The organism is Streptomyces sp. ISL-11 (assembly GCF_018614525.1).
Lineage (GTDB): Bacteria > Actinomycetota > Actinomycetes > Streptomycetales > Streptomycetaceae > Streptomyces.
Genome location: NZ_JAGGOL010000029.1, coordinates 153619 through 179328 on the forward strand (window position 1 = coordinate 153619; position 25710 = coordinate 179328).

Genomic DNA, 25710 nt, shown 5'->3' on the forward strand with positions numbered 1-25710 from the left:
ACCGGGGTATCATCCGGCGCCCGGCTCCCCTCACAGCTCCGCCAGCAACTGGGCCTTCTTCGCGCTGAATTCGTCGTCCGTCAGCAGCCCCGCGTCGTGCAGCGCGCCCAGGTGGCGGATGCGGTCGGCGATGCCGCCGGGGTCGGGGCGGGCCGCGGGGACGTGACCGGCGGGGATCCCGGGGGCCTTGGCGCGTACGGCCTCCAGGACCGCCGCCGCGAAGGGCAGCGATTCGTGGACGAGCCCGTAGCCCATGCCGAAGACGACCGATGCCGGGTCCTGGTCGGCCTCCGCCGGCCGCCGGCCGTCCGCGTCGCGCGGTACGAGCCGCAGATAGCCGCCCGCGATCTCGGGGGAGCGCCATACGACGCCCGTCAGCTCGTCCACGGCGAAGCGCTGGTCGCCGGCCTTCCACTTGGCGGAGGACGCGCCGGTCCAGAACCACCGGAAGGAGACGGACCTGCCGTCGAAGGACGCTTTGCCGTCGTACGCCTTGAAGGACGGCGGCGGCGTCGGGGCGGCCACCAGATGGCGCTCGGCGGGAGTGTCGGCGTACGGGCCGAGGGCGGCCCGTATCTCGTCGGCGTAGTACTCGGCGAGGGCGTCGCGCTCGGCGGGCAGCACCAGGCGGTAGGGGTCGCCGGCCTCCTTGAGCTGGCCGTCGGCCACCTCCATCAGCGGATCGGCGCCCGGTCTCGGGACAGCGCGCAGCACGACCGTGCCGCGCTTCCCCGGGGCCTGCTCGACGGCCGCGAGCGCTTCGTAGGGGATGCGCCGCTCGCCGAGAGCCTGAAGCAGCCTCGGTGTGCGGATCCCCCGTTCGAAGCGGATGAGCACGGAGTCGCTGTCGAACTCCCAGACGGCTTGGAAACCGGCCAGCACATCACCCATGCGGCTCATCGTATGCGGCGGCAGCCCGCCCGTCCCCTCCCCGCGCTACGCGCGTCCAAGCGGACGGACGCGTGCCGGTCGGCTCCGGGCGGCGGCACGGGGCCCGGCCCCCGGCGGATCTTCGGCTGCGGGCCGTCTTTGCCGCCTGCGGCGGCGAGCGCCCTGCGGGCGCGTCCTCAATCTCCCCCAGCTACCGCTGGGAGGTGCCCCCAGACGGGCTTGATGTGGCTGAGCTCAGCCGCTTTCGGCCAGGACACACACAGCAGCCCTCCACCGAGCCCGGCCTACGCCAGGTCGTCCGCGCAGCCGCTGCCGGCCCGCGCGCAGCTGACCTCCGCGGGGGCGCCGACGGCGATCCCGGCGAAGTTGGCGAGGCTGGTGGTGCCGGGTTCGAAGTAGCCGGTGTGGCCCTGTGCGCCGCGGGCGGACAGCACGCGCGCGCCGAAGCCCGCGGAGACCGGGTCCGCGCCGTGGCCGAGGCCGCCGACCTCCAGGTGGGGCACGCCCTGGATCCAGTCGTCCGGGTCGCGCATCGCCCATACCCGGGCGCTGGACCGCAGCTCGGAGACGTGCTCGGCGCGCATCCCGGGGCTGCCGGCGACGGCCACGTCCGTGACGCGCGGGGACATCTCGCGGGCGGCGACACCGCACACCACCGACCCGTAGCTGTGGCAGAACAGCGAGACGGGCGAGGCGCCGGGCAGCGCCTGGACCAGGGCGCGCAGCCGCAGGGCGCCCTCGGCGGCGAGCTTGCCGGTGGCCGCGTCCATGCCCACACCGGCGGGGGAGGTGTAGTCGGCCCAGGCGATGACGGCCGTACGGGTGTCGGTGGCGGCCTTCCGCTCGGCGTCGTAGAGCGAGTGCGCCATGCCGACGGGCGCGGTGAAGGAGCGCTGGGTCTTCTCGAAGGTCAGGACGTTGGTGTCGACGCCGGGGACGACGACGGAGATCCGGTCGGCCTTGTCGAGGTCGCCGACGACCTCCGCGACCCGGCCGGAGCCGGTGGGGTCGAAGGAGAGGATCTGCCGGTCGCCGGCCATCAGCGACGCGAAGCGGTGCATGCGGCGGGACGCCTCGCGGTGGCCGACGGGGGACAGGCCGCTCTCCGTCGTACGCCGCTTCTCGGCCGCACGGGCCTGGTCGAGGGCGATGCGGTTGGCGCGGTAGCGCAGGGTGACCGGAGCGCCGTTGAGATTGCCGACGACGAGGGGATAGCGGTCCGCGAGGCGGGTGCGCTGAGCGCCCGAGAGCGAGCCGAAGAACCGCGCCATGACGTCCGGGGCCGCGGTGGGCGCCGGGAGCGGGTGGCCCGCTATGGAGCCGTGCAGCCATTCCTTGAGCGTCGTCGTCCGCACGTCACCGACCGCCTTGTGGCTTCGGACGGCCGTCCAGCCGGTCGTGGCCAGCATGACGAACACCACGGCCAGCGCGAGCAGCGCGCGCCACACGGCGGCCGTGGTCGTCCAGGGGACGGGAGAGGGGGAGCCGAGCTCCGGGAAAGAAGTCACCGCGAACCACCCTAGGAGAAACCCGGTTGCGTCCGCGAAAACGGTGAGCTATCTCACGTTTGAATGAGGGCAATTGGTCGGGCCCGGATCTTTCGCGATCAGGTGCGCCAGTTTTCCGCCAACGCCGGGCCGAGCTGGTCCATATAAAGGGTCGTCAGCCGCCGCAGCTCCTCCATGCCGCCGCTTTCGTACTCACCCCAGAGCTTCCCCGTCACGCGCATCACACCACCGAACGCCGCGACCAGGACCCGCGGCCGCGGGTCGGTCGCCACGTCCAGGCCCTCGCGATCGGCGATCTCGCGCGCGAGCCGCTCCTCCAGCTCCGAGAGCCGGCGCAGGTGGGCCGCCAGCAGGGGCGGGGTCGACTCGATCATCCGGTAGGTGCGCATGTGCAGTTCCAGGGGCACGACCGACTCGATGGCCTCGCCGACGGTGTCCCAGGACGCCAGCACCGCGCTGCGCAGCGCGGTGAGGGGCGACTCGGAGGCGGGGCGCGCCCGCAGCGCGGTGAAGAAGTGCGACTCCACGGAGTCCTGCACCGCCAGGGCGACCTCTTCCTTGTTCGCGAAGTAGCGGAAGAACGTGCGCTGGGAGACGTCCGCGGCCTCGGCGATCTCGTCGACGGTGGTGCGTTCGTAGCCCTTGAGCGCGAACAGCTCCAGGGCCGAGCGGATCAGGGTCTCGCGGGTGCGGCGCTTCTTGCGCTCGCGCAGCCCGGACGGTGCCGCTCGGGGGCTCATGTCCTTGACCGCTTGCATGGGCCACCTCTCCTCCGCCGCGTTTCTGCTGCTCAGGATAGCCGTGGGTCGATTTTGACAGATACCGACTCATGAAGAGGTTTGTCAATTGTCAGACGCTGCCATAATCTCGAATTATGATGTCTCGGACCACGGTCGCCCACGCGACGCCGGAACTCGGGCCCCGGAAACACTTACGGGGCCACCCCTGGCTGACTCTCCTCTCCGTCGCGATAGGCGTGATGATGGTCACGCTCGACGGCACGATCGTTGCCATCGCGAACCCCGCCATCCAGAAGGATCTGGGCGCCTCGCTCGCCGACGTCCAATGGATCACCAACAGCTATCTCCTCGCCCTCGCGGTGGCCCTGATCACCGCCGGCAAGCTCGGTGACCGCTTCGGTCACCGGCTGACCTTCCTCATCGGCACCACCGGCTTCGCCGCCTCCTCGGGTGCCATCGCACTCTCCGACAGCGTCTCGATGGTCGTCGGCTTCCGGGTGCTCCAGGGCCTGTGCGGCGCCCTGCTGATGCCGGCCGCGCTCGGTCTGCTGCGGGCCACGTTCCCGGCCGAAAAGCTCAACATGGCCATCGGCATCTGGGGGATGGTCATCGGCGTCTCGACCGCCGGCGGCCCGATCCTCGGCGGCGTGCTCGTCGAGCACGTCAACTGGCAGTCCGTCTTCTACATCAACGTGCCGGTCGGCGTCCTCGCCCTCGTCCTCGGCCTGCTCATCCTCAAGGACCACCGGGGCGAACAAACTTCCAAATCCTTCGACGTCCTCGGCATCGTCCTGCTCTCCGCCGCGATGTTCTGTCTGGTCTGGGCCCTCATCAAGGCGCCCGCCCGGGGCTGGGGCGACACCCGCACGCTGCTCTTCCTCGGCGCGGCCGTCGTCGCCTTCGCGCTGTTCACCCTCTGGCAGGCCAAGGTCCGTGAACCCCTGCTGCCCCTGAGCCTCTTCCGCTCCCTGCCGCTGACCGCCGGCACGGCCCTGATGGTGCTGATGGCCTTCGCCTTCATCGGCGGCCTGTTCTTCGTCACCTTCTACCTCCAGAACGTGCACGGCATGACCCCGGTCAACGCCGGCATGCACCTGCTCCCGCTCACCGGGATGATGATCGTCGGCGCGCCCACGGCGGGCGCGGTCATCACGAGGATCGGCCCGCGGGTACCGCTGGTCGTCGGGATGCTCTTCGCCGCGGCCGCCTGCTACGGCATGACCACCCTGGAGACCGACTCCGGCTCCCTCGCCATGTCCGTCTGGTTCGCGCTGTTCGGTCTCGGCCTCGCGCCGGTCATGGTCGGCGCCACGGAAGTCATCGTCGGGAACGCGCCGTTGCGGCACGCCGGCGTCGCCGGCGGCCTCCAGCAGGCGGCCATGCAGGTCGGCGGCTCGCTGGGCACCGCGGTGCTGGGCGCGGTGATGGCGGCCCGGGTCGACCACCTGCTGCCGGGCAACTGGGCCGACGCGGGCCTGCCCGACGTCCCGCCCGAGCAGCTGTCCAAAGCCTCCGACGCGGTCGCGGTCGGCATCGCGCCCGTACCGCCGGACACGTCGCCGCAGGCGGCGGAGAAGATCACGGGCGTCGCGCATGACACTTTCGTGTCGGGGATGAGCCTGTCGTTCACCGTCGCCGGGGTCGTCGCGCTGCTCGCGGCGGTGTTCGCGGTCTTCACCAAGCGGGGCGAGAACGCGGACACGGCGGCCGGGGCGGCCCACGTCTGAGACGGCCGAACCCTTCCCCTATCAGGGCCTCGCGGTGCGGGGCCCTCTTGGCAGCGGTGATCACCGCGGCGAGGATGCGGCGTAAGCGCACAGACACAGGGAGTGATTCTTATGCGTGCGATTCGCGTTTCCGCGGTTGCTTTGGCCGCGCTCGGACTGGCCGCCCTGTCCGTACCCACGGCGGGTGCGACGGGCGCCGGGCGGCTCGGGCCCTGCGGGGCCGGGCAGCTGTGCGTGTGGCCTTCGGCCGAATTCCGGGGGGAGCGGCAGGTCAGTGAGTTGGCCGGCATCGACATCGAGAGCTGTGTGACGCTTCCCGCCGGTACGAGTGCGGCGTCCTTGGCGAACCGGACGGGGCGGCCCGTTACGACGTACCAGAGCGCCACGTGCGCGGAGACGGGCGAGTTCGCCACGTATCCGTCCGGGACGTGGGTGCCTGAGTCTCCCTATGCGGTACGGGCGTACAAGGTGTGGGAGCGCTGAGGCCGGTCGACGTCCGCGGGTCGGGTTGTGCCCACCCGTTCCGCCGTGCGGAACGATTGCCCACAACCGACTGTGGCCCCGACCGGCAATGCTGGTCGGGGCCACAGGTCTACTTATGGGTTACGCGTCGCCACCCGCCGCGCCCGGGTCCGCCGCCGTGACGTCCAGGAGCTGGTAGCGGTCCACGGCCTGCTTCAGGGCCGAGCGGTCGATCTTGCCGTCGCGGGCGAGCTCGGTGAGCACGCCGAGGACGATCGACTGCACGTCGATGTGGAAGAAGCGACGGGCCGCGCCACGCGTGTCCGCGAAGCCGAAGCCGTCCGCGCCCAGCGACTGGTACGTGCCCGGCACCCAGCGCGAGATCTGGTCCGGAACCGCGCGCATCCAGTCGGACACGGCGACCTTCGGGCCCTCGGCCGCGGCGAGCTTCTTCGTCACGTACGGGACGCGCTGCTCCTCCTCGGGGTGCAGGAGGTTGTGCTCCTCCACCTCGATGGCATCGCGGCGCAGCTCGTTCCAGGAGGTCGCCGACCAGACGTCCGCCTTGACGTTCCACTCCTCGGCGAGGATCCGCTGGGCCTCGATCGCCCACGGCACCGCCACACCGGAGGCGAGGATCTGCGCCGGGATGGTGCCCTTCTCGCCCGCCTGGAAGCGGTACAGGCCCTTGAGGATGCCGTCGACGTCCACGTCCGCCGGCTCGGCCGGGTGCTGGATCGGCTCGTTGTAGACGGTCAGGTAGTAGAAGACGTCCTCGGCGTTCTCGCCGTACATCCGGCGCAGACCGTCCTTGACGATGTGCGCCATCTCGAAGCCGAACGCGGGGTCGTACGAGACGACGCCCGGGTTGGTGGACGCCAGCAGCTGCGAGTGGCCGTCCGCGTGCTGCAGACCCTCACCCGTCAGCGTCGTACGGCCGGCGGTCGCGCCGAGTACGAAGCCGCGCGAGAGCTGGTCGGCCATCTGCCAGAACTGGTCACCGGTGCGCTGGAAACCGAACATCGAGTAGAAGACGTAGACCGGGATCAGCGGCTCGCCGTGCGTCGCGTAGGCGGAGCCCGCCGCGATCAGGGAGGCCGTGCAGCCCGCCTCGGAGATGCCGTCGTGCAGCATCTGGCCGGTCGGCGACTCCTTGTAGGCGAGCAGCAGCTCGCGGTCCACGGACTCGTACTGCTGGCCGAGCGGGTTGTAGATCTTCGCGGACGGGAAGAAGGCGTCCATGCCGAAGGTGCGGTACTCGTCGGGGGCGATCAGCACGAAGCGCTTGCCGATCTCCTTGTCCCGCATGAGGTCCTTCAGGATGCGGACGAACGCCATGGTCGTGGCGATCGACTGCTGCCCGGAGCCCTTCTTGGCCGTGGCGTAGGCCTTGTCGTCCGGCAGGGCCAGCGGCTTCGACCGCACGACGCGGGTCGGCACATAGCCGCCCAGCGACTGCCGGCGGTCGTGCATGTACTGGATCTCCTCCGAGTCGCGACCCGGGTGGTAGTACGGCGGCAGGCCGGACTCCAGCTCCTTGTCGGCGATCGGGATGTGGAGCCGGTCGCGGAAGCGCTTGAGGTCCTCGACCGTGAGCTTCTTCATCTGGTGGGTCGCGTTGCGGCCCTCGAAGTTCGGACCCAGGGTCCAGCCCTTGACGGTCTGCGCGAGGATCACGGTCGGCTGGCCCTTGTGCGCCTTGGCCGCCGCGTACGCCGCGAAGATCTTCTTGTGGTCGTGACCGCCGCGGCCCAGGTGCAGGATCTGGTCGTCGGACATGCCCTCGACCATCTTCCGCAGACGGTGGTCGTCGCCGAAGAAGTGCTCACGGATGTACGAACCGGTCTCGGTGGCGTACGTCTGGAACTGGCCGTCGGGGGTGCTGTTGAGCTTGTTGACCAGGATGCCGTCGCGGTCCTGGGCCAGCAGCGGGTCCCAGGAGCGGTCCCACACCAGCTTGATCACGTTCCAGCCGGCGCCGCGGAACTGCGACTCCAGCTCCTGCATGATCTTGCCGTTGCCGCGGACCGGGCCGTCGAGGCGCTGCAGGTTGCAGTTGACGACGAAGGTGAGGTTGTCCAGACCCTCACGGGCCGCGATGGACAGCTGGCCGAGCGACTCGGGCTCGTCCATCTCGCCGTCGCCCAGGTACGCCCAGACGTGCGACTTGGAGGTGTCGGCGATGCCGCGCGCCTCCATGTAGCGGTTCATGCGGGCCTGGTAGATCGCGCCGAGGGGGCCGAGGCCCATCGAGACGGTCGGGAACTCCCAGAAGTCCGGCATGAGCCGCGGGTGCGGGTAGCTGGACAGGCCGTAGGGGGCCTTGGACTTCTCCTGGCGGAAGGAGTCCAGGTGCTGCTCGGAGAGCCGGTCCAGGAGGAACGCGCGGGCGTAGATGCCCGGGGAGGCGTGACCCTGGAAGAAGATCTGGTCTCCGCCGTCGCCCTCGTCCTTGCCGCGGAAGAAGTGGTTGAAGCCCACGTCGTAGAGCGACGCCGAGGACGCGAAGGTGGCGATGTGGCCACCGACGCCGATGCCCGGGCGCTGGGCGCGCGAGACCATCACGGCCGCGTTCCACCGGGTCGCGTTGAGGACCTTGCGCTCGATCTCCTCGTTGCCGGGGAAGAACGGCTCGTCCTTGGTCGCGATGGTGTTGACGTAGTCCGTGCTGCGCATCTCGGGCACGGCCACACGCTTCTCGCGCGCGCGCTCGATCAGGCGAAGCATCAGGTAGCGGGCCCGTTCCCGGCCTCGCTCATCGACAGCTGCGTCGAGCGAGTCGAGCCACTCCTGGGTCTCTTCGGGATCGAAGTCCGGGACCTGGCTGGGAAGGCCGCCAATGATGATCGGGTTGCGATCGGATCCGGGAGCCACGCTGTTCCTTCGCTGTTCGGTCGTATCGTGCTCGGCACGCAATCGCTGCTGCGCACGCGGTCAAATATTGCTCTTCATATGTCGCGCCGGCTCCCATCGTGGACCGCGGCGGCGGAAACGTCATCTCTACTGGGCGGTAACCACCGCACAGTGAGACAACGCGTCGTCGGGTGGCCGACTCGCGGCGGCCAAATCGCAACCATACGCCCCCTATGGGGGTCGTCCGCGTACGGCCGTTCGGACCCCCTGGCCGCATTCGTCGAGGACAAGTTCGCAAAGGAGGCAGAATGCTGTGGCATGAATCACCCGGCGTCACCCTGTGAGGGACTGGTTGACGGTTGGAGTTGCGCCGAGACCGCCGCATCCGTCACCGTTTCGGCGGTCTGGGCGGCCGGGTACTTGCGCGATCCGCCCGGCACGTGTGGACTACGGCCAATGCCTCGCGTATGCGGGGAACACAAGAGACTTTCTCGAAAAGATGACAGGAGGCAATCCGTGAGCGCGACCGCGGACCACGCGGAGGAGCGGACCAACCCTGCCGCCAGGCTGGGTTTCCAGCCCGGACAGGTGGTCCAGGAGATCGGCTACGACGACGATGTCGATCAGGAGCTCCGCGAGGCCATTGAGGAGATCACCGGCCAGGATCTTGTCGACGAGGACTACGACGACGTGGCCGACGCCGTCGTCCTGTGGTTCCGCGACGAGGACGGCGACCTGACGGACGCGCTCGTGGACGCCATCGGCCTGCTCGAGGACGGTGGGATCATCTGGCTGATGACGCCCAAGACCGGCCGCGACGGGTACGTCGAGCCGAGCGACACCAGCGAGGCGGCGCAGACCGCCGGCCTGAGCCAGACCAAGAGCATCAGCGTCGCCAAGGACTGGGCCGGCGCCCGTCTGGTGGCCCCGAAGCGCTAGGCCGTGTCCGGCGGGTCGTGTCGTGCGCACCACCGCTGCGCGGTGGTGTCCTCAGTCGCCGGACGGGCTTGATTTCGGCTGAGCTCAGCCGATTTCAGCCCGTTGGGGGCACCCCCAGCGGTAGCTGGGGGAGATTGAGGACGCGCCCGCAGGGCGCTCGCCGCAGCCGGCAGGACAGCCCGCCGGACACCACCTGGTCCCGGCCTCCGTCGAAGCCCCACCGCGCCCCCCGGCACATCGCTGCCGGGGGGCGCGGTGCTGCGTACGGGGGGCGCAGTGACAGACTGGCCGCCTACCCGCCGGTCACCGGGGTCGCGGAGGCGCACGGATCCAGGGCCGGCTCCTGTCGAGAGAGGGATGCGAACCCATGGCGATCGTTGTCGGCACCAAGGCTCCGGACTTCGAGCTGAAGAACCAGCACGGCGAGACCGTCCGGCTCTCCGACTTCCGCGGCGAGAAGAACGTCGTCCTGCTCTTCTACCCCTTCGCCTTCACCGGTGTGTGCACCGGCGAGCTGTGCGCCCTGCGCGACGAGCTGCCGAAGTTCGTCAACGACGACGTGCAGCTGCTGGCGGTCTCCAACGACGCCCCGTTCGCCCTGCGCGTCTTCGCCGAGCAGGAGGGCCTGGAGTACCCGCTGCTCTCCGACTTCTGGCCGCACGGCGCCGCGAGCCGCGCCTACGAGGTCTTCGACGAGGAGAAGGGCTGCGCCGTGCGAGGCACCTTCATCATCGACAAGGAGGGCATCGTCCGCTGGACGATCGTCAACGGGCTGCCCGACGCGCGCGACCTGAACGAGTACACCCAGGCGCTCGCGGCGCTCTGATCCCTCGCCGAAACAGTTTTCGTAGGTTTTTTCCGAACCGGAGTGCGTCGATTCAGCTCTAGGCGCACTCCGGGCCCGATCGGCGTGCAAGAACCCTGTAATCGGTGGGAACCGGTCACTAGGATCCAAACGTTGATCGGATGCCATCGCACAAAAACGGGGGCTCAGGTCTCGCCGAGTGGTTCCGGCCCCCTCGAACTCGAACCAATGGAGGACTCGTGGGTGTCAGTCTCAGCAAGGGCGGCAACGTCTCGCTGACCAAGGCGGCCCCCAACCTGACCGCGGTCATCGTCGGTCTCGGCTGGGACGCCCGTACCACCACCGGTACGGACTTCGACCTGGACGCCAGCGCGCTGCTGACGAACGACCAGGGAAAGGTCGCCAACGACCAGAACTTCGTCTTCTTCAACAACCTCAAGAGCCCCGACGGTTCCGTCGAGCACACCGGTGACAACCTCACCGGTGAGGGCGAGGGTGACGACGAGGCCATCAAGGTCAACCTGGCCGGCGTGCCCGCCGATGTCCACAAGATCGTCTTCCCGGTCTCGATCTACGAGGCCGAGAGCCGTCAGCAGAGCTTCGGCCAGGTCCGCAACGCCTACATCCGCGTGGTGAACCAGGCCGACAACACCGAGCTGGCCCGCTACGACCTCAGCGAGGACGCTTCCACCGAGACCGCCATGGTCTTCGGTGAGCTGTACCGCAACGGCGCGGAGTGGAAGTTCCGGGCCATCGGCCAGGGCTACGCCTCGGGCCTGCGCGGCATCGCGCAGGACTTCGGCGTCAACGTCTGACCGAAACGCAGGCGGCGTCCGGCGCCGCACGCCCGCCCCCCGGCCCCGGCCGCGGGGCGTCGGCGTGCGGCGCCGGACGTACATCGGACCCTTTTCATCCGGGTCATCCGGGTTTCAATCGGGGAGGAAGCAAGATCATGGGCGTCACGCTCGCCAAGGGAGGCAATGTCTCCCTCTCCAAGGCCGCACCGAACCTCACCAACGTGACCATCGGTCTCGGCTGGGACGCGCGCTCCACCACCGGAGCCCCCTTCGACCTGGACGCCAGCGCCCTGCTGTGCGCCTCGGGCCGGGTGCTCGGTGACGAGTACTTCGTCTTCTACAACAACCTCAAGAGCCCCGAGGGCTCCGTCGAACACACCGGCGACAACCTCACCGGTGAGGGGGACGGCGACGACGAGTCGATCCTGGTCGACCTCACCCAGGTCCCGGCGGCCTGCGACAAGATCGTCTTCCCGGTCTCCATCCACGACGCCGACGCCCGCGGCCAGAGCTTCGGCCAGGTCAGCAACGCCTACATCCGCGTGCTCAACCAGGCGGACGGCTCCGAGCTGGCCCGCTACGACCTCAGCGAGGACGCCTCCAGCGAAACCGCGATGATCTTCGGCGAGGTCTACCGGTACGGCGGCGAGTGGAAGTTCCGAGCCGTCGGGCAGGGGTACGCGTCAGGTCTGCGCGGCATCGCCCTAGACTTCGGGGTCAACGTTTCGTAAAGCCGCGCATGGCGCGGGGGAACCCGTACTTACACGATTGGGTGGCCAGTGCTTCTGAAAACCTTCGGCTGGTCCTTTGGCGTCACCGCCCTGGGACTTGCCGCAGCGGTGCTCTACGGAGGGTGGGAAGCGTTCGGGATCGTCGCGATCCTGTCCGTCCTGGAGATCTCGCTGTCCTTCGACAACGCCGTCGTCAATGCCGGAATCCTGCAGAAGATGAATGCCTTCTGGCAGAAGATCTTCCTTACGGTCGGTGTTCTGATCGCGGTCTTCGGTATGCGACTGGTCTTTCCCGTGGTCATCGTGGCGATCAGCGCCAAGATCGGGCCCATCGAAGCGGTCGACCTCGCCCTGAACGAGAAGAACCACTATCAGGAGCTGGTGACGGACGCCCACCCGGCCATCGCGGCCTTCGGTGGAATGTTCCTGCTGATGATCTTCCTCGACTTCATCTTCGAGGACCGCGACATCAAGTGGCTGGCATGGCTGGAGCGGCCGCTGGCCAAGCTCGGCAAGATCGACATGCTGTCGGTCTGCATCTCGCTGATCGTCCTGATGGTCTCGGCGATGACCTTCGCGACGCAGGCGCACCAGCACGGCGGCACGCACGTCGACAAGGCGTCCACGGTGCTGCTCGCCGGCATCGCGGGTCTGATCACCTACCTGATCGTGGGCGGGCTCTCCGGCTACTTCGAGGACAAGCTCGAAGAGGAGGAGGAGCGTGAGCACGAGGCCGAGGAAGAGGCCAGGAAGAGCGGCAAGAAGAAGCCGGCCATCGTGCTCGCCGGCCAGGCCGCGTTCTTCATGTTCCTCTACCTGGAGGTCCTCGACGCGTCCTTCTCCTTCGACGGTGTCATCGGCGCCTTCGCCATCACCAACGACATCGTCCTGATGGCGCTGGGCCTGGGCATCGGCGCCATGTACGTACGGTCCCTCACGGTCTACCTGGTCCGCCAGGGGACCCTGGACGACTACGTCTACCTGGAGCACGGCGCGCACTACGCCATCGGCGCGCTGGCCGTGATCCTCATGGCCAGCATCCGGTACGAGATCCCCGAGGTCGTCACCGGCCTCATCGGCGTGGCCCTCATCGGCTGGTCCTTCTGGTCCTCGGTGCGGCGCAACCGCGCCGAGGCCAAGGCCGCCGAGGGGAAGGCCGAGGTCTCCTCCGGGGTGTGACCCTGGCACATTTGAGGAACGCTCTGAGCGGGGCGGTCGTGAGGGTCACCTCACGGCCGCCCCGCGGCGTTTCGAGCTCGAATGGGTGGGGGTCTGATGGCCATGGCTATCTGGGACAAATTCTTCGGCAACTGGGGCCGGGCGGGCGAGCAGCAGTTCGACTTCGGCGGCGCGAACGGCGCGGTCGAGCTCACCAAGCGCCACCCGACGTTCTCGCTCACCAAGCAGGGGGCGGTCACCGGAAACCTCCGGGTCAACCTCTCCTGGCGGATGCGGACCTCCGACTTCGCCGAGAGGCCGCCGATCCGTGAGGGGCTGCGGCATCCGCTGCGCAAGTTCCGGCCCGAGATGGTGCAGGCGCAGGGGCCCGCCTTCGTCAACGTGGACCTGGACCTCGCCTGCATGTACGAGCTCAAGGACGGCTCGAAAGGCGTAGTCCAGCCCCTCGGTTCGATACTGGGCAGCCTCAACAGCCCGCCGTACGTCCAGCTCAGCGGCGACGACCGGTTCGGCTCCGGATCCGGCGAGACCATCTACGTCAACATGGACCATCGGGATGAGATCAAGCGACTGCTGATCTTCGTCTACATCTACGACGGCACCCCCGCGTTCGACCGTACGCACGCGATGGTGACGCTCTACCCCGGCAACGGCCCCCGGATCGAGATCCCGCTCCACGAGCGCGCGCCGGAGGCCCGGTCGTGCGCCGTGGTGATGCTGGAGAACAACAAGGGCGAGATCACGCTCCGGCGCGAGATGAAGTACGTCTACGGCTTCCAGGCCGAGCTCGACCGGCTCTACGGGTGGGGGCTCCAGTGGGGGCGGGGGTACAAGACGTCGAAGGTCTGAACGTCTGTCTCAGTCTCTGACCTGTCTCTGACGGGGACGGGCCGGGTGGCGAGGGCTTCGGAGGCTTCGCGGGTCGTCGGCATCGGAGGTCTGACGTGCCCGCCCCTCCGCCGGTTCCGTCCGGCCGCTACCGGTTCGACTGGAATTGCGGGCCCTGTGGCGGCAGACGGAAGGCCGGGTCCGGCACCGGCCGTGCCTGCGGGTAGCCGTAGGCCGGCTGGTGCGCAGCCTGCGGCTGCGGTTGCGCCGGCGGCTGCGGATAGCCGTAGGCGGGCTGCGCCGGTGCCGGCGGCTGCGGATAGCCGTAAGCGGGCTGTACCGGCGCCGTCGGGGGCATGGGGGGCGGCGGGGGGTAGCCGTAGCCGGACGGCGGCGCGGCGGGTGGCTGTGTGGTGGGTGGCTGCGCGGGCGGTGGGCCGGTCGGCCGGTCGGATTCCGGTGCCGGCTCGGGGGGCCGTACGGGCTCCGGGGGCCGTACGGGCTCGGGGTCCGGTGCCGGGCCCTGCGCGGGCACCCCCGTGGGCCCCGTCGCGGAGCCCCCGGTGTCCTCGGATTCCTCCACCGAGATCCCGTACTCCGTCGCCAGCCCCACCAGGCCGGACGCGTAGCCCTGCCCCAGCGCCCGGAACTTCCAGCCCTCCCCGCGCCGGTACAGCTCACCGCAGATCATCGCGGTCTCCGAGCCCGTCTCCGGCTGCACCTCGAAGCGCGCCAAGGGCTCGCCGTCCTGCCCCGGGCCACCCGGCGCCACGTCGTACAGCAGCACGCACAGGTCCCGTACGAGCCCGAAGTCACCGCCATCGGCCGACGCGGCCAGCACGACGCGGCCGACCGAGGGCTCCAGCGTCGACAGGTCCGCCTCGATCGCGTCCGTGGCCCCTTCGACCAGCCGTTTCTTCCGCAGGTGCCGGACGGCGCCGGAGGGATGGCGGGGCTGGTTGTAGAAGACGAAGTCCTCGTCCGAGCGCACCCGGCCGTTCTCGCCCACCAGCAGCGCGGAGGCGTCGACGTCCGGCACGCCCGGCCCCGGGGTCCAGCGCAGTACGGCCCGTACGTTCCGGGCGTCCAGCGGGATGTTCGACCCCTTCAGCATGGCGTGCGTCATGCCCGCAATCCTGCCCTCCCGCACCGGCCGCGGACAACGCAGGGGGAGATCACCGTAACGACTCATGCGGGACATGAGATTTTCATGCACTTGGGGAACTCTTGACCCACCACCGCACGTACGATAATCGGCCATGCTTCGGCACGGCGGCCCGCTGGGCGGTCCGGTAAACGGGGAGAGTAATGAGGCATTTCGAACACCTTGCGCCCTCGGTGCGGAATGGGCTGTTCCATAGAGAGCCCGGCGTCTTCGACGCCGACTCCCCGGCCCGCACCCTCGCCGTCGCCCTCGGCGCCACGCTCTACTGCCCCGGCACGCGGCCCGCCCTCGCCGAGGACGTCGTCAAACAGGGCGAGCGCGGCGTGGTCTCCATGGTCGTGTGCCTGGAGGACTCCATCGGCGACGCCGACGTCGAGGCCGCCGAGGAGAACCTCGTCCGTCAGTTCGCCCGGCTGGACCAGCTCCGCCCGCCTGACGCGGAGGGCGGGCCGAGCCTGCCGCTGCTGTTCATCCGCGTCCGCGAGCCCGGTCAGATCACCGACCTCGTACGGCGCCTCGGACCCGCCGGGCGGCTGCTGTCCGGGTTCGTCCTCCCGAAATTCACCGAGGAACGCGGCGTCCCCTTCCTCGAAGCGCTGACCGGCGCCGAAAGCACCCGCGGGCGGCGGCTGTACGCCATGCCCGTCCTCGAATCGCCCGAACTCCTCCATCTGGAGACCCGGACCGAGACCCTCGCCGGCATTGCCCGCACCGTCGACAAATACCGCGACCGGGTGCTGGCGCTGCGGCTCGGCGTCACCGACTTCTGCTCCGCGTACGGGCTGCGCCGCGCACCCGACATGACCGCCTACGACGTCCAGCTCGTCGCTTCCGTCATCGGTGACGTCGTCAACGTCCTCGGCCGCGCCGACGGCAGCGGCTTCACCGTGACCGGTCCCGTCTGGGAGTACTTCCGCCAGCACGAGCGGATGTTCAAGCCGCAGCTGCGCCGCAGCCCCTTCGCCGGTCCCGCGGAGGCCCTGCGCACCGCCCTCATCCAGCACGACATGGACGGCCTGCTCCGCGAGCTCCACCTGGACCGGGCCAACGGCCTCCAGGGCAAGACCTGCATCCACCCCTCGCACGTCGCCCCCGTGCACGCGCTGTCCGTCGTCAGCCACGAGGAGTACAGCGACGCCCAGGACATCCTGCGGCCCGATCTCGACGGCGGTGGAGTGCTGCGCTCCTCGTACACCAACAAAATGAACGAAGTGAAGCCGCACCGGGCCTGGGCCGAGCGGATCATGCTGCGCGCCGAGGTGTTCGGCGTCGCACGGGAGGACGTGAGCTTTGTGGAGCTGCTGGCGGCGAGCGTGGGGACGACGGAATGACCTGGTCGGGACAGTGGGTGGCCGACCGGCTCGGCGTTTCCTTCGACGGTGACGAGCGGCTGCGGGAGCTGCTCGGGCTCGCCCTGCGGCGCAATCCCAAGCGGGCGCATCTGCTCGTGTCGAACGTGCTGGGCAAGCATGTGCCGAGTCCGCCCACGCGCGTGTACGGCGTCGGCGCGGGCCTCGGGCTGCGGGTGCGGGAGCTGCTCGGTGACGTGGAGGCGCGGCGGGCCGTCGTCCTCGGCTACGCCGAGACCGCCACGGGACTGGGGCACGCCGTCGCGGACGGTCTCGCGCTCGCGCCGTATCTGCACTCCACCCGGCGGCCGGTGCCCGGTGTCCGGCCCGTCGGCGGCTTCGAGGAGGAGCACAGCCACGCCACCTCCCATCTGCTGCTGCCGGAGGATCCGGAGCTGCTGTCCGGCGACGGGCCGCTGGTTCTGGTCGACGACGAGTTCTCCACGGGGCGTACGGTCCTGAACACGATCGCGGCGCTTCACGCGCGGTTTCCGCGGGAGCGGTATGTGGTCGTCGCGCTGGTCGACATGCGCTCGGACGTCGACCGCGTCCGTTTGGAGGAGTTCGCGGCCGAGCTGGGTGCCCGTGTGGACCTGGTGGCATTGGCCTCCGGGACGGTGCGGCTGCTGGCGGGGGTGCTGGAACGCGGTCAGGAGCTCGTCGCCGAGTACGAGGCCGTCGCCGGCGGGCGTGGGGAGCGGCGCCGGGGCCTCCGGGGTGGGGGTCCGGGGCCGTATATTTACGGGCCCGGCACCCCGAATCGCGACAGCTCCCTCTCATCGGGCCCGCAAATACACGTCAGCGCCCCGGACCCCCACCCCTCCGACCCCGGCGCCTCCCGTGCTTCGTCGGCCGGCCCCGCGCGGGTCGATCTCGGCTGGCCCGGTGGAGTTCCTGATGGCGGGCGGCACGGGTTTCTGCCGGTGCACCGGGAGCGGCTGGAGGCTGCTCTGCCGGGTATGGCCCGTCGGGTCGTCGACGCGCTTCCGGGTGATGTCGAGCGGGTTCTCGTCCTCGGTCATGAGGAGTTGATGTACGCGCCGTTGCGGGTTGCCGAGGCCCTGGAGCTTGTTCTTTGTGGTGCCGTCGACGTGCGGTTTTCCACCACCACTCGGTCGCCTGTGCTTCCCGTCGACGATCCTGGTTACGCGATCCGTACACGTATCGCCTTTCCCGCGCATGACGGGCCGGCCGACGGGCCCGGCGAGCGGTACGCGTACAACGTCGCGGGCGGCGGGTTCGATGCCGTTGTGGTGGTGGTCGATTCGGTCGCCGATACCCCTGAATTGCACGGTCCCGGTGGGTTGTTGGAGCGGCTCGCCGGTCATATTCCGCATGTACTGCTCGCTGTTGTTCCCTCCTACACCCCCGAGGCTGCCTCACCCATGCACCGACCGCTGCGCGGCCCCGCCTTCTCCTCGTACGAGCCCGACGACGTCGGCTGGCTGCTCCAGGACCTCTCCGGGGTCACCCTGGAGGCGCCCACCGAGGAGCGCGAGGAGGCGATCCAGAGCGGCGGCGCGCACTATGCCGAGTCGCTGCCGGTCGAGTACCAGCCCACCGAGGAGTACCAGGCGCTCTTCCACGCCGCCCTGGAAACGTCCGCCGCCCGCGTGGCGCGCGCCGTCGGCGTCGTCACCGAGACCGTCCTCGCCGAGCGGTCCCCGCGGCCGGTCCTGGTCTCCCTCGCCCGCGCCGGCACCCCCGTCGGCGTCCTGATGCGCCGCTGGGCACGCCACGCGCACGGCCTGGACCTGCCCCACTACGCCGTCTCCATCGTGCGCGGCCGCGGCATCGACGCCGCGGCCCTGCGCTGGCTGGCCGCCCACCACGACCCCTCCGACGTCGTCTTCGTCGACGGCTGGACGGGCAAGGGCGCCATCACCCGCGAACTGGCCGACGCCCTGCGCGCGGCCGACGGCTTCGACCCCCGCATGGCCGTCCTCGCCGACCCCGGCCACTGCGTCGAGACCTACGGCACCCGCGACGACTTCCTCATCCCCTCCGCCTGCCTCAACTCCACCGTCTCCGGGCTCATTTCCCGCACGGTTCTGCGCGCCGACCTCGTGGGGCCGGGCGACTTCCACGGCGCGAAGTACTACCGCGAGCTGGCCGGCGCGGATGTCTCCCGCGACTTTCTCGCCACCGTCGAGGGCCGGTTCGCCGAGGTGCGCGAGGACGTCGTCGCCGACGCCAAGGACATGGCCGCCGCCGACCGCACCCCCACCTGGGAGGGCTGGGCCGCCGTCGAGCGCATCAGCGAGGAGTACGGCATCCACGACGTCAATCTGGTCAAGCCCGGTGTGGGCGAGACCACGCGCGTACTGCTGCGCCGTGTTCCGTGGAAGATCCTCGCCCAGCGCGGCACCGGCGCCGACCTCGACCACGTACGGCTCCTCGCCGCACAGCGGGGCGTGCCCGTCGAGGAGGTGGACGGCCTCCCGTACAGCTGCGTCGGCCTGATCCACCCCCGCTACACCAGAGGCGCCACCGGCGCCGACGGCAAGGCGGTGGCGGGCCAGTGACACACCTCGTGGCCAGCGACCTCGACCGCACGCTCATCTACTCCACGGCCGCCCTCGACCTCACCATGCCCGACGCGCACGCCCCGCGCCTGCTGTGCGTCGAGGTCTACGAGCGCAAACCGCTGTCGTACATGACCGAGACCGCGGCCGCGGCGCTCGCCGCCCTGGCCACCGCCACCACCTTCGTCCCCACCACCACCCGCACCCGCGCGCAGTACGGGCGGATCCGGCTGCCCGGCCCCGTACCGGAGTTCGCGATCTGCGCCAATGGCGGCGAGTTGCTCGTACGCGGCGAGTCCGACCCCGGCTGGCGGCGCGGTGTGGAGCGCCGGCTGGCCGCCGAGTGCGCCACGCTCGACGAGGTCCGCGCCCATCTGGTGCGGACCGCCGACCCGGCGTGGCTGCTCAAGGAGCGCACCGCCGAGGATCTCTTCGCCTACCTCGTCGTGGACCGCCCGCTGCTGCCCGACGCCTGGGTGAAGGAGCTGTCCGTGTGGGCCGAGGCCCGCGGCTGGTCGGTCTCGCTCCAGGGCCGCAAGCTCTACGCCGTGCCCGCGCCGCTCACCAAGAGCGCGGCGGTCGCCGAGGTCGCCCGGCGCGTGGACGCCACCGAGGTCCTCGCCGCCGGTGACTCGCTGCTCGACGCCGACCTGCTGCTCGCCGCCGGCCGCGGCTGGCGCCCGGGCCACGGCGAGCTTGCCGACGCCGGCTGGACCGCACCGCACGTCACGGCGCTCGCGGCGCGCGGAGTGGCGGCGGGGGAGGAAATCATCAGGGCGTTCGGCGAGGCGACGGCGTAACCTCGGCGGTGCGTGGCCGGGCCCCCTCGGGGCCCGCAACTCCCTTAGCCGCCGAGGAGAATGCCGTGGATGCAGTGAACGACGTGCCGGAGTTCAAGGGCCCGCAGATCACTCCCGAGCTGTACACGTACGTACTCGCCCACAACCCGCCGCTCGACCCGGCCCAGCGCGCCCTCGTCGACATCACCCACAGCGCCCTGCCCGACCAAGCGATCAAGCAGGTCGCGCGGGAACAGGGACCGCTGCTGGCGTTCCTCGTCCGGCTCACCGGCGCCCGGCACGTGGTGGAGGTCGGCACGTTCACCGGCCTGTCCGCCCTGTCGATGGCCCGGGCGCTGCCCGCAGACGGCACGCTCGTCGCCCTCGACATCTCGGAGGAGTGGACGGCCTACGCGCGCCGGGCATGGGCGGACGCGGGCGTCGCCGACCGCGTCGACCTGCGCATCGCCCCCGCCCTGGACTCCCTGCGCGCGATGCCCACCGAGCCGCACATCGACCTGGCCTTCCTCGACGCCAACAAGGACGGCTACATCGACTACTGGGAGGAACTCGTCCCGCGCCTGCGCCCGGGCGGCCTGATCGTGGCCGACAACGTCCTCTTCAGCGGCGAGGTCACCGCTCCCGCGCCGGGCAGCCCGGCGGCCCATATGAAGGCGTTCAACGCGCATGTGGCGCAGGACAAGCGGATGGAGTCGGTGATGCTGACGGTGGCGGATGGGGTGACGTTGGCGCGGCGCCTATGACTTCAGTCTGCAGGGCGACCACTCCAGCCCGTCCGGGCAACCACCCCAGCCCGTCCGGCGATTGAGGACCGGGGTCCGGGGCGGAGCCCCGGTTACGGGAAGGGGCGGGGTGGGGAAGATTCCGGCCGGCGGCGATCGTTACCCGCAGCACCCACCTCCGCAGCACCCACCTCCGCCCCCACCGGCAGAAGGCGCGGAGGACCCGGACCCACCCGTAACCGCAACCGCCGACAACAACTTCACCGTATCCGCATGCCCCTCAGGGCACACCGCCGGCGCCGACGACTCAGCCATAGGCCGACTGATCTCGAACGTGTCACCACACGCTTTGCAGCGGTATTCATAGCGAGGCATGCGCGCAGCATAACCAGCCGCGGGGGCGACCCGCCGGGCCGGCCGGGGCAGGGGTCACTGCCCCGCCCCACGCTCCTCCCGGATCTCCTGCACCACACGCGCCGCGGCCTGCCGCACGGCCTCCGTCTCGGTGAGGAACGCCCACCAGTCCGGGTGCCGTCCCTCCAGGCCCGCGACGGCCCGGTCCAGGCGGGCCACGGCGTCGTCCAGGGGCCGGGCATGGCGCGGGTCGGGCGTGCTGCGCCCGGCCATCGCGAGCCGCTGGGCGTCCCGGATGGCGAAGCGGGTGCGCTCGACCTCCTTCTGGTGGTCGAAGGAGACCTCGTCGAGCCTGCGCAACCGGTCGCCGGCGGCCGAGACGGCCTCGTCGGTGGTGTTCAGCAGGGCCCGTACGGTCGACAGCCGGGCCAGCGCGTCCGGCCAGCACTGCTCGGCGCGTGCCGTCCGGGCCTCCTGGAGCTTCTCCTCGGCCTGGGCGACGGCGCGGGAGGATTCCTCCGGCACCCGCTGGAGGTCCTGCCAGCAGGCGGCGCTGTAGCGGCGGCGCAGCTCGCTGAGGACCGGTTCGACGCCGGCGGCGCGGGTGGTGATCGCCTGGGCCCGGGTGCGCAGCGACACCAGCCGCTTGTCGATGTCGGCGGCCTTCTCCGGCAGGGTCTCGGCCTGGCCGCGGATGGCCTCGGCCTCGCGCACCACCCGGTCCGCGCGCTGGATGGTCTCCTGTACGCCGTGCTGGCCGGCGCCCTGGTTGAGCTTGGTCAGCTCGGGGGCGAGGGCCGCGAGGCGGGCGGCGAGGTCGTCGGCCTTGAGCCCGGAGGCCCGTACGGCGTCCAGCGCGCCGCTCGCGGCGAGGAGCCCCTGCCGGGCGCGCTCCACGGCGGGGGCGAGCCGTGCCAGCTGGGTCTCGGCCGTGGCCAGCAGCGGTCCGAGGCTCTGCCCGAACCGCTCCAGGTCGGCCTTGACGCGCAGCAGCTCGTCCTTGGCCTTGGTCAGGTCCGTACGGGCGCGGGCGGCGGTCCCGGCGTCGAGGTCGTCGCGGTCGAGGTCGTGGGAGTCGACGGCGCCGATGTAGGTGTGGGAGACCTCGTCGATGCGGTGGCCCAGCGCCGCGAAGTCGCCGGCGGCCTTGCGGGCGGCGGGGGAGGGGTCGACCGCGGTGATGGTCTCGATGGAGATCCGCAGGTCGCGCTGGGCGGTGTCCAGCTCGTAGAACGCCGCGGCAGCCGCGTCCTTCGCGGCCTGCGCGTCCGCCCGCTGGCCCTCCCCGCGGCCCCGGCCCCAGCGGCGCGTACCGCCGCCGGCGAAGGCCGCGGGCGCGGCGGCGAGCAGCAGGGGCAGCGGCAGCAGTGCGAGCGTGACGGTGTCGCGGACCGCGGTGGCCAGGGCCGCCACAGCGCTGGTGCGGCGACGTGCCGGTCGTACGGACTGCGCGAAGGTCGCCGTCACTTGCCCTCTCCCGATGGATCGCCCCTGGCCCGGATGCCATTCTCCCACCGTTAAGGACGAACGCGCGGGGCGGTTAGTTCGCGTTGGTGACCTTCACATTGCCGTTGGTGTTGTGCCCGGTGATGGTGTGCGGGTTCCCGTCCTGGCTGGGCACGTCCACGGTGACGTTCCCGTTCTTGCTGTGGCCGTCGACGTCGTACGAGCCGCGCGGCACGGTGATGGTGATGTTGCCGTTCTTGTTGGAGGTCTCCACCCGGTCCGGGACGCGGCTCAGCGCGATCCGGACGTTGCCGTTGTCGGACCGGGCCCGGACCCGGCGGGCGCCGGTGTCGGTGGCGATCACGTTGCCGTTGGAGCTGAAGAGGTCGAGGGCGCCGGTGGAGTCGGTGACGTGGACCTCGCCGTTGGAGGAATGGATCTCCAGGTCGGTCTCGAAGCCGCTCGCCGTGACCCGGCCGTTGTCGTCCTTGACGGTGACCTTGACGCCGCGCGGCACCTCGATCCGGTGCTTCGACTGGCAGTGGGAGCCGATCCCGGAGCAGTGCTCGCGCAGCTTCAGGGTGTTCCCGTCCACCTCCCACGTGGCCTTGGGCGACGAACCGCCGACGGACCACCCGTCGAACCACCGCGTCACCTTCACCTCCTTGCCGTCGCCCGGCACGAGCTCGATCCCCGAGTTGTCCGAGTCCACGCTCAGCTCGCGCCCGGCCAGGGCGAACGCCTTGTACTCCGGCTCGGCGCCGTCGGCATCGGCGCCCCCGCAGCCGGTCAGGGCGGCCCCGGCGATCAGTACCCCGCCGACGGCGAGCGACAGCCGGGCGGCGGAACGGGTGCGGGCGCGGGCATTCACGTGGGGACTCCGGAGGGCAGCGGGGACGGCGGGCTTGATGATCACCCTATGAAGAGGCCCGACCGGGCGGAATGCACCCCGCTACCGCATCGAAGGTAGGGATAACCCCCGGCCCGCCCGCCACCCCCGCCCACGTTTGCGACCACCGGCCCCGGGCCATGTAGGCTGTCTCTTCGTCCAGGGCGCATAGCTCAGCGGTAGAGCGCTGCTCTTACAAAGCAGATGTCGGCGGTTCAAATCCGTCTGTGCCCACCAGCGCGAAGACCCCCAGTCGGCCACGGCTGGGGGTCTTCGGCGTTCCCGGACTCACACGCGGGCGTTGAGCGTCATGAAGGACCGCCGCTCGATGAAGCGGTCGAAGGACGGTCGTACCTCCGTGCCCACGAGGTCGACGCCGCACATGTACAGCTCCGGGCGGTGGGACAGCAGCTCGAAGTCCCGCACGGCGTCCTCGAAGCGGCATACCACTCCCGGCTCGGAAGCCGAATCGATCAGCAGTACGTGGTCGTGCCGGGCCATGGCCGTCTGCCGGGCCCATTCCACCGCCGCGTCGTCCGAGACGCCGTCCAGTGCGAGCGAGCGGTGCGGGAGGTCCTGCCAGTCGATGCCGCAGCCCGACCACGGCAGCGTGCAGAGATACGCGTCGAACTCGGCCGCCATGGCCACCGGGCTCGCGCTCGCGCCATGTGCGTCGAGCCAGGAGGAGATCTCATCGATGCGCATGCACAAAGGCTAGATCAGTGGCGTTTCCGCGCACGTCGGGGTCATGGCCTCCGTGCCGTGCCCGCCGTGCCGCGCAGGAGTGGGCTGCCGTGGGTCCGTAGCCACTCCCGGTACGTCTCGTTCTTCGTGGCCGCCTCCCGGTAGGCGGCGCTCAGGTCGGTGAAGAGGGACGTCAGGTCCTGGGGTGGCAGGGACGCGGTGCGGGTCGCCAGGGAGAGTTCGGCGGTGAGGGGGGTGCCGGTCAGGGGGCGGAGGACCGTGCCGGGGGTGGGGTCCGTGGTGGGCTGGCAGGGGCGTACGGCCTCGCCGGAGGCGACCAGGTCCGCGGCGGTGATGTTGTCGCGGACGTGCAGCAGGCGGGGGTTGAGCCCGGCCTTCGTGAACGCCCGGCGCAGGGCCGCCCATTCGTGGTCGGCGGTCGGGTCCACGATCCAGGGGTCGTGGGCGAGCCGTTCGAGGCCGACCGAGGGCAGGCCGGCCGCCGGGTGGCCGGCGGCCAGGGCGACGAAGCGGGGTTCGCGCGCGAGCAGCACGCGGCGTTCCACGCCCGCCGGGGTGTGCAGGGGGAAGCCGTCGGTCTCGTGGACGAAGGCGACGTCCAGCTGGTTGGTCGCGAGGAGTTGCAGCAGCGTGTTCGCGGAGACCTCGATGTGGATGGAGATGTCCGTGTCGGGGAAGCGGGCGTGGAGGCGGCGCAGCCAGCCCGTCACCACGCGGCTGCCGACGCTGCCCACACGCAGCCGCGCGCCGCCCACGCCCGTCGCGGCGTCCCGGGCGGCGGTGACGAGGGCGGTCATCTCGGCCACTATGGGCCGCGCGCGGGAGAGTACGGAGTCGCCCAGCGGCGTGGGGCGGCTGCCGGTCTGGCCGCGGGTGAAGAGGAGGCCGCCGACGGCGCTTTCTATGCGCCGGAGTTGAGTCGTCAGCGAGGGCTGGGTCATGCCGAGCTGCAACGCGGCCTTCCGCACACTTCCGGCGTCGGCGATGGCGCACAGCGCACGGAGGTGCCTGACCTCGAGCTCCACGGGGGGAGCATAACCGCACCTCGCAGGTCACACCAGGCACAGCGGGGCAGGGCGGGTGATTGGACGGTGCTATGGCCGATTGGCATCATCCGCACCACTGATTACTCGTCAGAGACTCACGGGGACCAGCAGTTCACCCGACGGGCCCCCGGTCGACCCACCCATGCGACCCAGGGTTCTCGGCACGAATGCACGAATGGAGTCCCCCACATGAAACGCTCCACGATGGTGCTGTCGGCTGCGCTCGGCCTCGGCCTGGCGACCGCGACCATGACCGCCGTACCCGCCGGAGCCGCGTCCGCCGGCGCCGGTTCGCAGGCGGCACCCTCCTCGTACACCCAGTCGTCGTACGTCGGCTCGGCGGCCGAGCAGGCGAACAACAAGGCGTTCTTCGAGGCCGTGATGAAGTCCGCGAAGGCCAAGGCGGCGAAGTCGCCCGGTCTGAAGGTCGTCACGGTCACCTACGACCCCAGCGGCGCACCCAGATTCGCGTCGCAGATAGCCAGCAGCGCGCAGATCTGGAACAGCTCCGTGCGCAACGTCCAGCTGCGTGCGGGCAGCAACGCCGACTTCCGCTACTACGAGGGGAACGACTCCCGCGGCTCGTACGCCAGCACCGACGGCCACGGCCGGGGTTACGTCTTCCTCGACTACCGGCAGAACCAGCAGTACAACTCCACCCGCGTCACCGCGCACGAGACCGGGCACGTCCTCGGCCTGCCGGACCACTACTCGGGTCCGTGCAGCGAGCTGATGTCCGGCGGCGGCCCCGGCACGTCGTGCCAGAACGCCTACCCGAACGCGGCGGAGAAGAGCCGGGTGAACAGCCTGTGGGCCAATGGTCTGACGGCCTTCGACAAGGACGCCTTCACCAAGGTCCACTGATCTTGTCCGATGAGATTCAATGATCTTGTGCGGTGAGGTCCGGCGACCTCCTGCTCAAGATCGCGGCGGCTCGGTTCCCCACCCGGAACCGGGCCGTCGTCCAGTTCGCGGGCGCCACCGGGCCGCCGAGGGCGCATACTGAGAGCAATGACGAAGCCAGCAGCGCACCGACGGCATCTGCCCACCAGTCCCTTCAACGCTCCGCCCGTCCCCGGTCCCGTGCAGAGGTTCGTTGTGGGAGACCGTGTGACACACGATCGCTACGGCCTCGGCCGGGTCATCGGTGTCGAGGACGACATCGCCGTGCTCGTCGACTTCGCCTCCCGACAGGAGCGGATCCCGGGCCCGTACACGAAACTGACCAAGCTCTGAGCGCGACCGTCGC

24 protein-coding genes and 1 tRNA gene are annotated in these 25710 nt (G+C 70.3%); 15 read left to right on the forward strand and 10 right to left on the reverse strand.

Annotated elements, in window-relative coordinates; translation table 11 throughout:
• Positions 1–30 precede the first annotated feature (30 nt).
• The 3 genes from J7E86_RS08580 to J7E86_RS08590 all read right to left on the reverse strand — a co-directional run bounded on the left by J7E86_RS08580 (position 31) and on the right by J7E86_RS08590 (position 3157).
• Positions 31–891: a DUF4429 domain-containing protein gene (locus J7E86_RS08580; RefSeq protein ID WP_215080935.1), complete on the reverse strand. Its 861-nt coding sequence runs from the start codon at positions 889–891 to the stop codon at positions 31–33.
• A gap of 284 nt (positions 892–1175) precedes the next feature.
• Positions 1176–2399, reverse strand: a complete 1224-nt coding sequence (locus J7E86_RS08585) for an alpha/beta hydrolase (RefSeq protein ID WP_308312520.1) — start codon at positions 2397–2399, stop codon at positions 1176–1178.
• A gap of 98 nt (positions 2400–2497) precedes the next feature.
• Positions 2498–3157: a TetR family transcriptional regulator gene (locus J7E86_RS08590; protein ID WP_215080936.1), complete on the reverse strand. Its 660-nt coding sequence runs from the start codon at positions 3155–3157 to the stop codon at positions 2498–2500.
• A 116-nt stretch (positions 3158–3273) separates the two neighbouring features.
• On the opposite strand from J7E86_RS08590, the gene J7E86_RS08595 reads away from it, so the two are divergent.
• Both J7E86_RS08595 and J7E86_RS08600 read left to right on the forward strand, forming a co-directional pair.
• On the forward strand, positions 3274–4866 hold the full coding sequence (locus J7E86_RS08595; RefSeq protein ID WP_215080937.1) for an MFS transporter: 1593 nt from the start codon (positions 3274–3276) through the stop codon (positions 4864–4866).
• Between the two features lie 111 nt (positions 4867–4977).
• Positions 4978–5349 carry a peptidase inhibitor family I36 protein gene (locus J7E86_RS08600; protein ID WP_215080938.1) on the forward strand — a complete coding sequence of 124 codons (372 nt, stop codon included), beginning with the start codon at positions 4978–4980 and terminating at the stop codon, positions 5347–5349.
• Positions 5350–5469: 120 nt separating this feature from the next.
• Here the strand turns inward: J7E86_RS08600 and aceE are convergent, their stop codons facing one another.
• Entirely contained in the window at positions 5470–8202 is a 2733-nt protein-coding gene (gene aceE / locus J7E86_RS08605) for a pyruvate dehydrogenase (acetyl-transferring), homodimeric type (RefSeq protein ID WP_215080939.1), read from the reverse strand.
• Between the two features lie 495 nt (positions 8203–8697).
• Here aceE and J7E86_RS08610 point away from each other — a divergent pair, with 495 nt between their 5' ends.
• The 6 genes from J7E86_RS08610 (at position 8698) to J7E86_RS08635 (ending at position 13481) form a co-directional block, all read left to right on the forward strand.
• Entirely contained in the window at positions 8698–9120 is a 423-nt protein-coding gene (locus J7E86_RS08610) for a DUF3052 domain-containing protein (RefSeq protein ID WP_215080940.1), read from the forward strand.
• A gap of 367 nt (positions 9121–9487) precedes the next feature.
• Positions 9488–9946: a peroxiredoxin gene (locus J7E86_RS08615; RefSeq protein WP_215080941.1), complete on the forward strand. Its 459-nt coding sequence runs from the start codon at positions 9488–9490 to the stop codon at positions 9944–9946.
• Between the two features lie 218 nt (positions 9947–10164).
• On the forward strand, positions 10165–10740 hold the full coding sequence (locus tag J7E86_RS08620; protein WP_215080942.1) for a TerD family protein: 576 nt from the start codon (positions 10165–10167) through the stop codon (positions 10738–10740).
• Between the two features lie 137 nt (positions 10741–10877).
• Positions 10878–11453 (forward strand): TerD family protein, encoded by a 576-nt coding sequence (locus J7E86_RS08625; RefSeq protein WP_215080943.1) that lies wholly within the window; start codon positions 10878–10880, stop codon positions 11451–11453.
• A gap of 48 nt (positions 11454–11501) precedes the next feature.
• Entirely contained in the window at positions 11502–12632 is a 1131-nt protein-coding gene (locus J7E86_RS08630; protein ID WP_215080944.1) for a DUF475 domain-containing protein, read from the forward strand.
• Positions 12633–12728: 96 nt separating this feature from the next.
• Positions 12729–13481, forward strand: coding sequence for a Tellurium resistance (locus J7E86_RS08635; RefSeq protein ID WP_251018819.1), 753 nt, complete (start codon positions 12729–12731; stop codon positions 13479–13481).
• 127 nt (positions 13482–13608) lie between these two features.
• Here the strand turns inward: J7E86_RS08635 and J7E86_RS08640 are convergent, their stop codons facing one another.
• Positions 13609–14586: a TerD family protein gene (locus J7E86_RS08640; RefSeq protein WP_215080945.1), complete on the reverse strand. Its 978-nt coding sequence runs from the start codon at positions 14584–14586 to the stop codon at positions 13609–13611.
• Between the two features lie 182 nt (positions 14587–14768).
• On the opposite strand from J7E86_RS08640, the gene J7E86_RS08645 reads away from it, so the two are divergent.
• The 4 genes from J7E86_RS08645 (at position 14769) to J7E86_RS08660 (ending at position 20042) form a co-directional block, all read left to right on the forward strand.
• Positions 14769–15956, forward strand: a complete 1188-nt coding sequence (locus tag J7E86_RS08645) for an HpcH/HpaI aldolase/citrate lyase family protein (protein WP_215080946.1) — start codon at positions 14769–14771, stop codon at positions 15954–15956.
• On the forward strand, positions 15953–18499 hold the full coding sequence (locus J7E86_RS08650) for a phosphoribosyltransferase (RefSeq protein WP_215080947.1): 2547 nt from the start codon (positions 15953–15955) through the stop codon (positions 18497–18499). Before J7E86_RS08645 ends, J7E86_RS08650 begins: the two co-directional genes overlap by 4 nt.
• Positions 18496–19299: an HAD family hydrolase gene (locus J7E86_RS08655; protein ID WP_215080948.1), complete on the forward strand. Its 804-nt coding sequence runs from the start codon at positions 18496–18498 to the stop codon at positions 19297–19299. The genes J7E86_RS08650 and J7E86_RS08655 overlap by 4 nt, the downstream gene beginning before the upstream one ends.
• 83 nt (positions 19300–19382) lie before the next feature.
• Positions 19383–20042 carry an O-methyltransferase gene (locus J7E86_RS08660; RefSeq protein WP_215080988.1) on the forward strand — a complete coding sequence of 220 codons (660 nt, stop codon included), beginning with the start codon at positions 19383–19385 and terminating at the stop codon, positions 20040–20042.
• A gap of 138 nt (positions 20043–20180) precedes the next feature.
• Here J7E86_RS08660 and J7E86_RS08665 read toward each other — a convergent pair whose 3' ends face one another.
• The 3 genes from J7E86_RS08665 to J7E86_RS08675 form a co-directional block, all read right to left on the reverse strand.
• Complete coding sequence (locus tag J7E86_RS08665) at positions 20181–20396, reverse strand: zinc ribbon domain-containing protein (RefSeq protein WP_215080949.1); 216 nt, start codon at positions 20394–20396, stop codon at positions 20181–20183.
• Positions 20397–20450: 54 nt separating this feature from the next.
• Positions 20451–21842 (reverse strand): hypothetical protein, encoded by a 1392-nt coding sequence (locus tag J7E86_RS08670; RefSeq protein WP_374223777.1) that lies wholly within the window; start codon positions 21840–21842, stop codon positions 20451–20453.
• Positions 21843–21915: 73 nt separating this feature from the next.
• Entirely contained in the window at positions 21916–22692 is a 777-nt protein-coding gene (locus tag J7E86_RS08675) for a DUF4097 family beta strand repeat-containing protein (RefSeq protein WP_215080950.1), read from the reverse strand.
• A gap of 180 nt (positions 22693–22872) precedes the next feature.
• On the opposite strand from J7E86_RS08675, the gene J7E86_RS08680 reads away from it, so the two are divergent.
• Positions 22873–22947, forward strand: a tRNA-Val gene (locus J7E86_RS08680).
• 51 nt (positions 22948–22998) lie between these two features.
• Here the strand turns inward: J7E86_RS08680 and J7E86_RS08685 are convergent.
• Together J7E86_RS08685 and J7E86_RS08690 are read right to left on the reverse strand one after the other, a co-directional pair.
• A complete protein-coding gene (locus tag J7E86_RS08685) occupies positions 22999–23415 on the reverse strand; it encodes a hypothetical protein (protein ID WP_215080951.1) in 417 nt (138 codons plus the stop codon).
• 41 nt (positions 23416–23456) lie between these two features.
• Entirely contained in the window at positions 23457–24440 is a 984-nt protein-coding gene (locus J7E86_RS08690) for a LysR family transcriptional regulator (RefSeq protein ID WP_215080952.1), read from the reverse strand.
• Positions 24441–24650: 210 nt separating this feature from the next.
• Between J7E86_RS08690 and snpA the strand changes: the two genes are divergently transcribed.
• Both snpA and J7E86_RS08700 read left to right on the forward strand, forming a co-directional pair.
• Positions 24651–25325 carry a snapalysin gene (gene snpA / locus J7E86_RS08695; protein WP_215080953.1) on the forward strand — a complete coding sequence of 225 codons (675 nt, stop codon included), beginning with the start codon at positions 24651–24653 and terminating at the stop codon, positions 25323–25325.
• 147 nt (positions 25326–25472) lie between these two features.
• A complete protein-coding gene (locus J7E86_RS08700; RefSeq protein ID WP_215080954.1) occupies positions 25473–25697 on the forward strand; it encodes a hypothetical protein in 225 nt (74 codons plus the stop codon).
• The last annotated feature ends 13 nt before the right edge of the window (positions 25698–25710 follow it).

Excerpts from the sequence above, each read along its gene's own strand:
- J7E86_RS08580 (WP_215080935.1), bottom strand. The coding sequence starts at position 891 with ATGGGTGATGTGCTGGCCGGTTTCCAAGCCGTCTGGGAGTTCGACAGC.
- J7E86_RS08590 (WP_215080936.1), bottom strand. The coding sequence starts at position 3,157 with ATGCAAGCGGTCAAGGACATGAGCCCCCGAGCGGCACCGTCCGGGCTG.
- J7E86_RS08595 (WP_215080937.1), top strand. The coding sequence starts at position 3,274 with ATGATGTCTCGGACCACGGTCGCCCACGCGACGCCGGAACTCGGGCCC.
- J7E86_RS08600 (WP_215080938.1), top strand. The coding sequence starts at position 4,978 with ATGCGTGCGATTCGCGTTTCCGCGGTTGCTTTGGCCGCGCTCGGACTG.
- J7E86_RS08615 (WP_215080941.1), top strand. The coding sequence starts at position 9,488 with ATGGCGATCGTTGTCGGCACCAAGGCTCCGGACTTCGAGCTGAAGAAC.
- J7E86_RS08625 (WP_215080943.1), top strand. The coding sequence starts at position 10,878 with ATGGGCGTCACGCTCGCCAAGGGAGGCAATGTCTCCCTCTCCAAGGCC.
- J7E86_RS08635 (WP_251018819.1), top strand. The coding sequence starts at position 12,729 with ATGGCCATGGCTATCTGGGACAAATTCTTCGGCAACTGGGGCCGGGCG.
- J7E86_RS08640 (WP_215080945.1), bottom strand. The coding sequence starts at position 14,586 with ATGACGCACGCCATGCTGAAGGGGTCGAACATCCCGCTGGACGCCCGG.
- J7E86_RS08645 (WP_215080946.1), top strand. The coding sequence starts at position 14,769 with ATGAGGCATTTCGAACACCTTGCGCCCTCGGTGCGGAATGGGCTGTTC.
- J7E86_RS08650 (WP_215080947.1), top strand. The coding sequence starts at position 15,953 with ATGACCTGGTCGGGACAGTGGGTGGCCGACCGGCTCGGCGTTTCCTTC.
- J7E86_RS08665 (WP_215080949.1), bottom strand. The coding sequence starts at position 20,396 with ATGCCTCGCTATGAATACCGCTGCAAAGCGTGTGGTGACACGTTCGAG.
- J7E86_RS08685 (WP_215080951.1), bottom strand. The coding sequence starts at position 23,415 with ATGCGCATCGATGAGATCTCCTCCTGGCTCGACGCACATGGCGCGAGC.
- snpA (WP_215080953.1), top strand. The coding sequence starts at position 24,651 with ATGAAACGCTCCACGATGGTGCTGTCGGCTGCGCTCGGCCTCGGCCTG.
- J7E86_RS08700 (WP_215080954.1), top strand. The coding sequence starts at position 25,473 with ATGACGAAGCCAGCAGCGCACCGACGGCATCTGCCCACCAGTCCCTTC.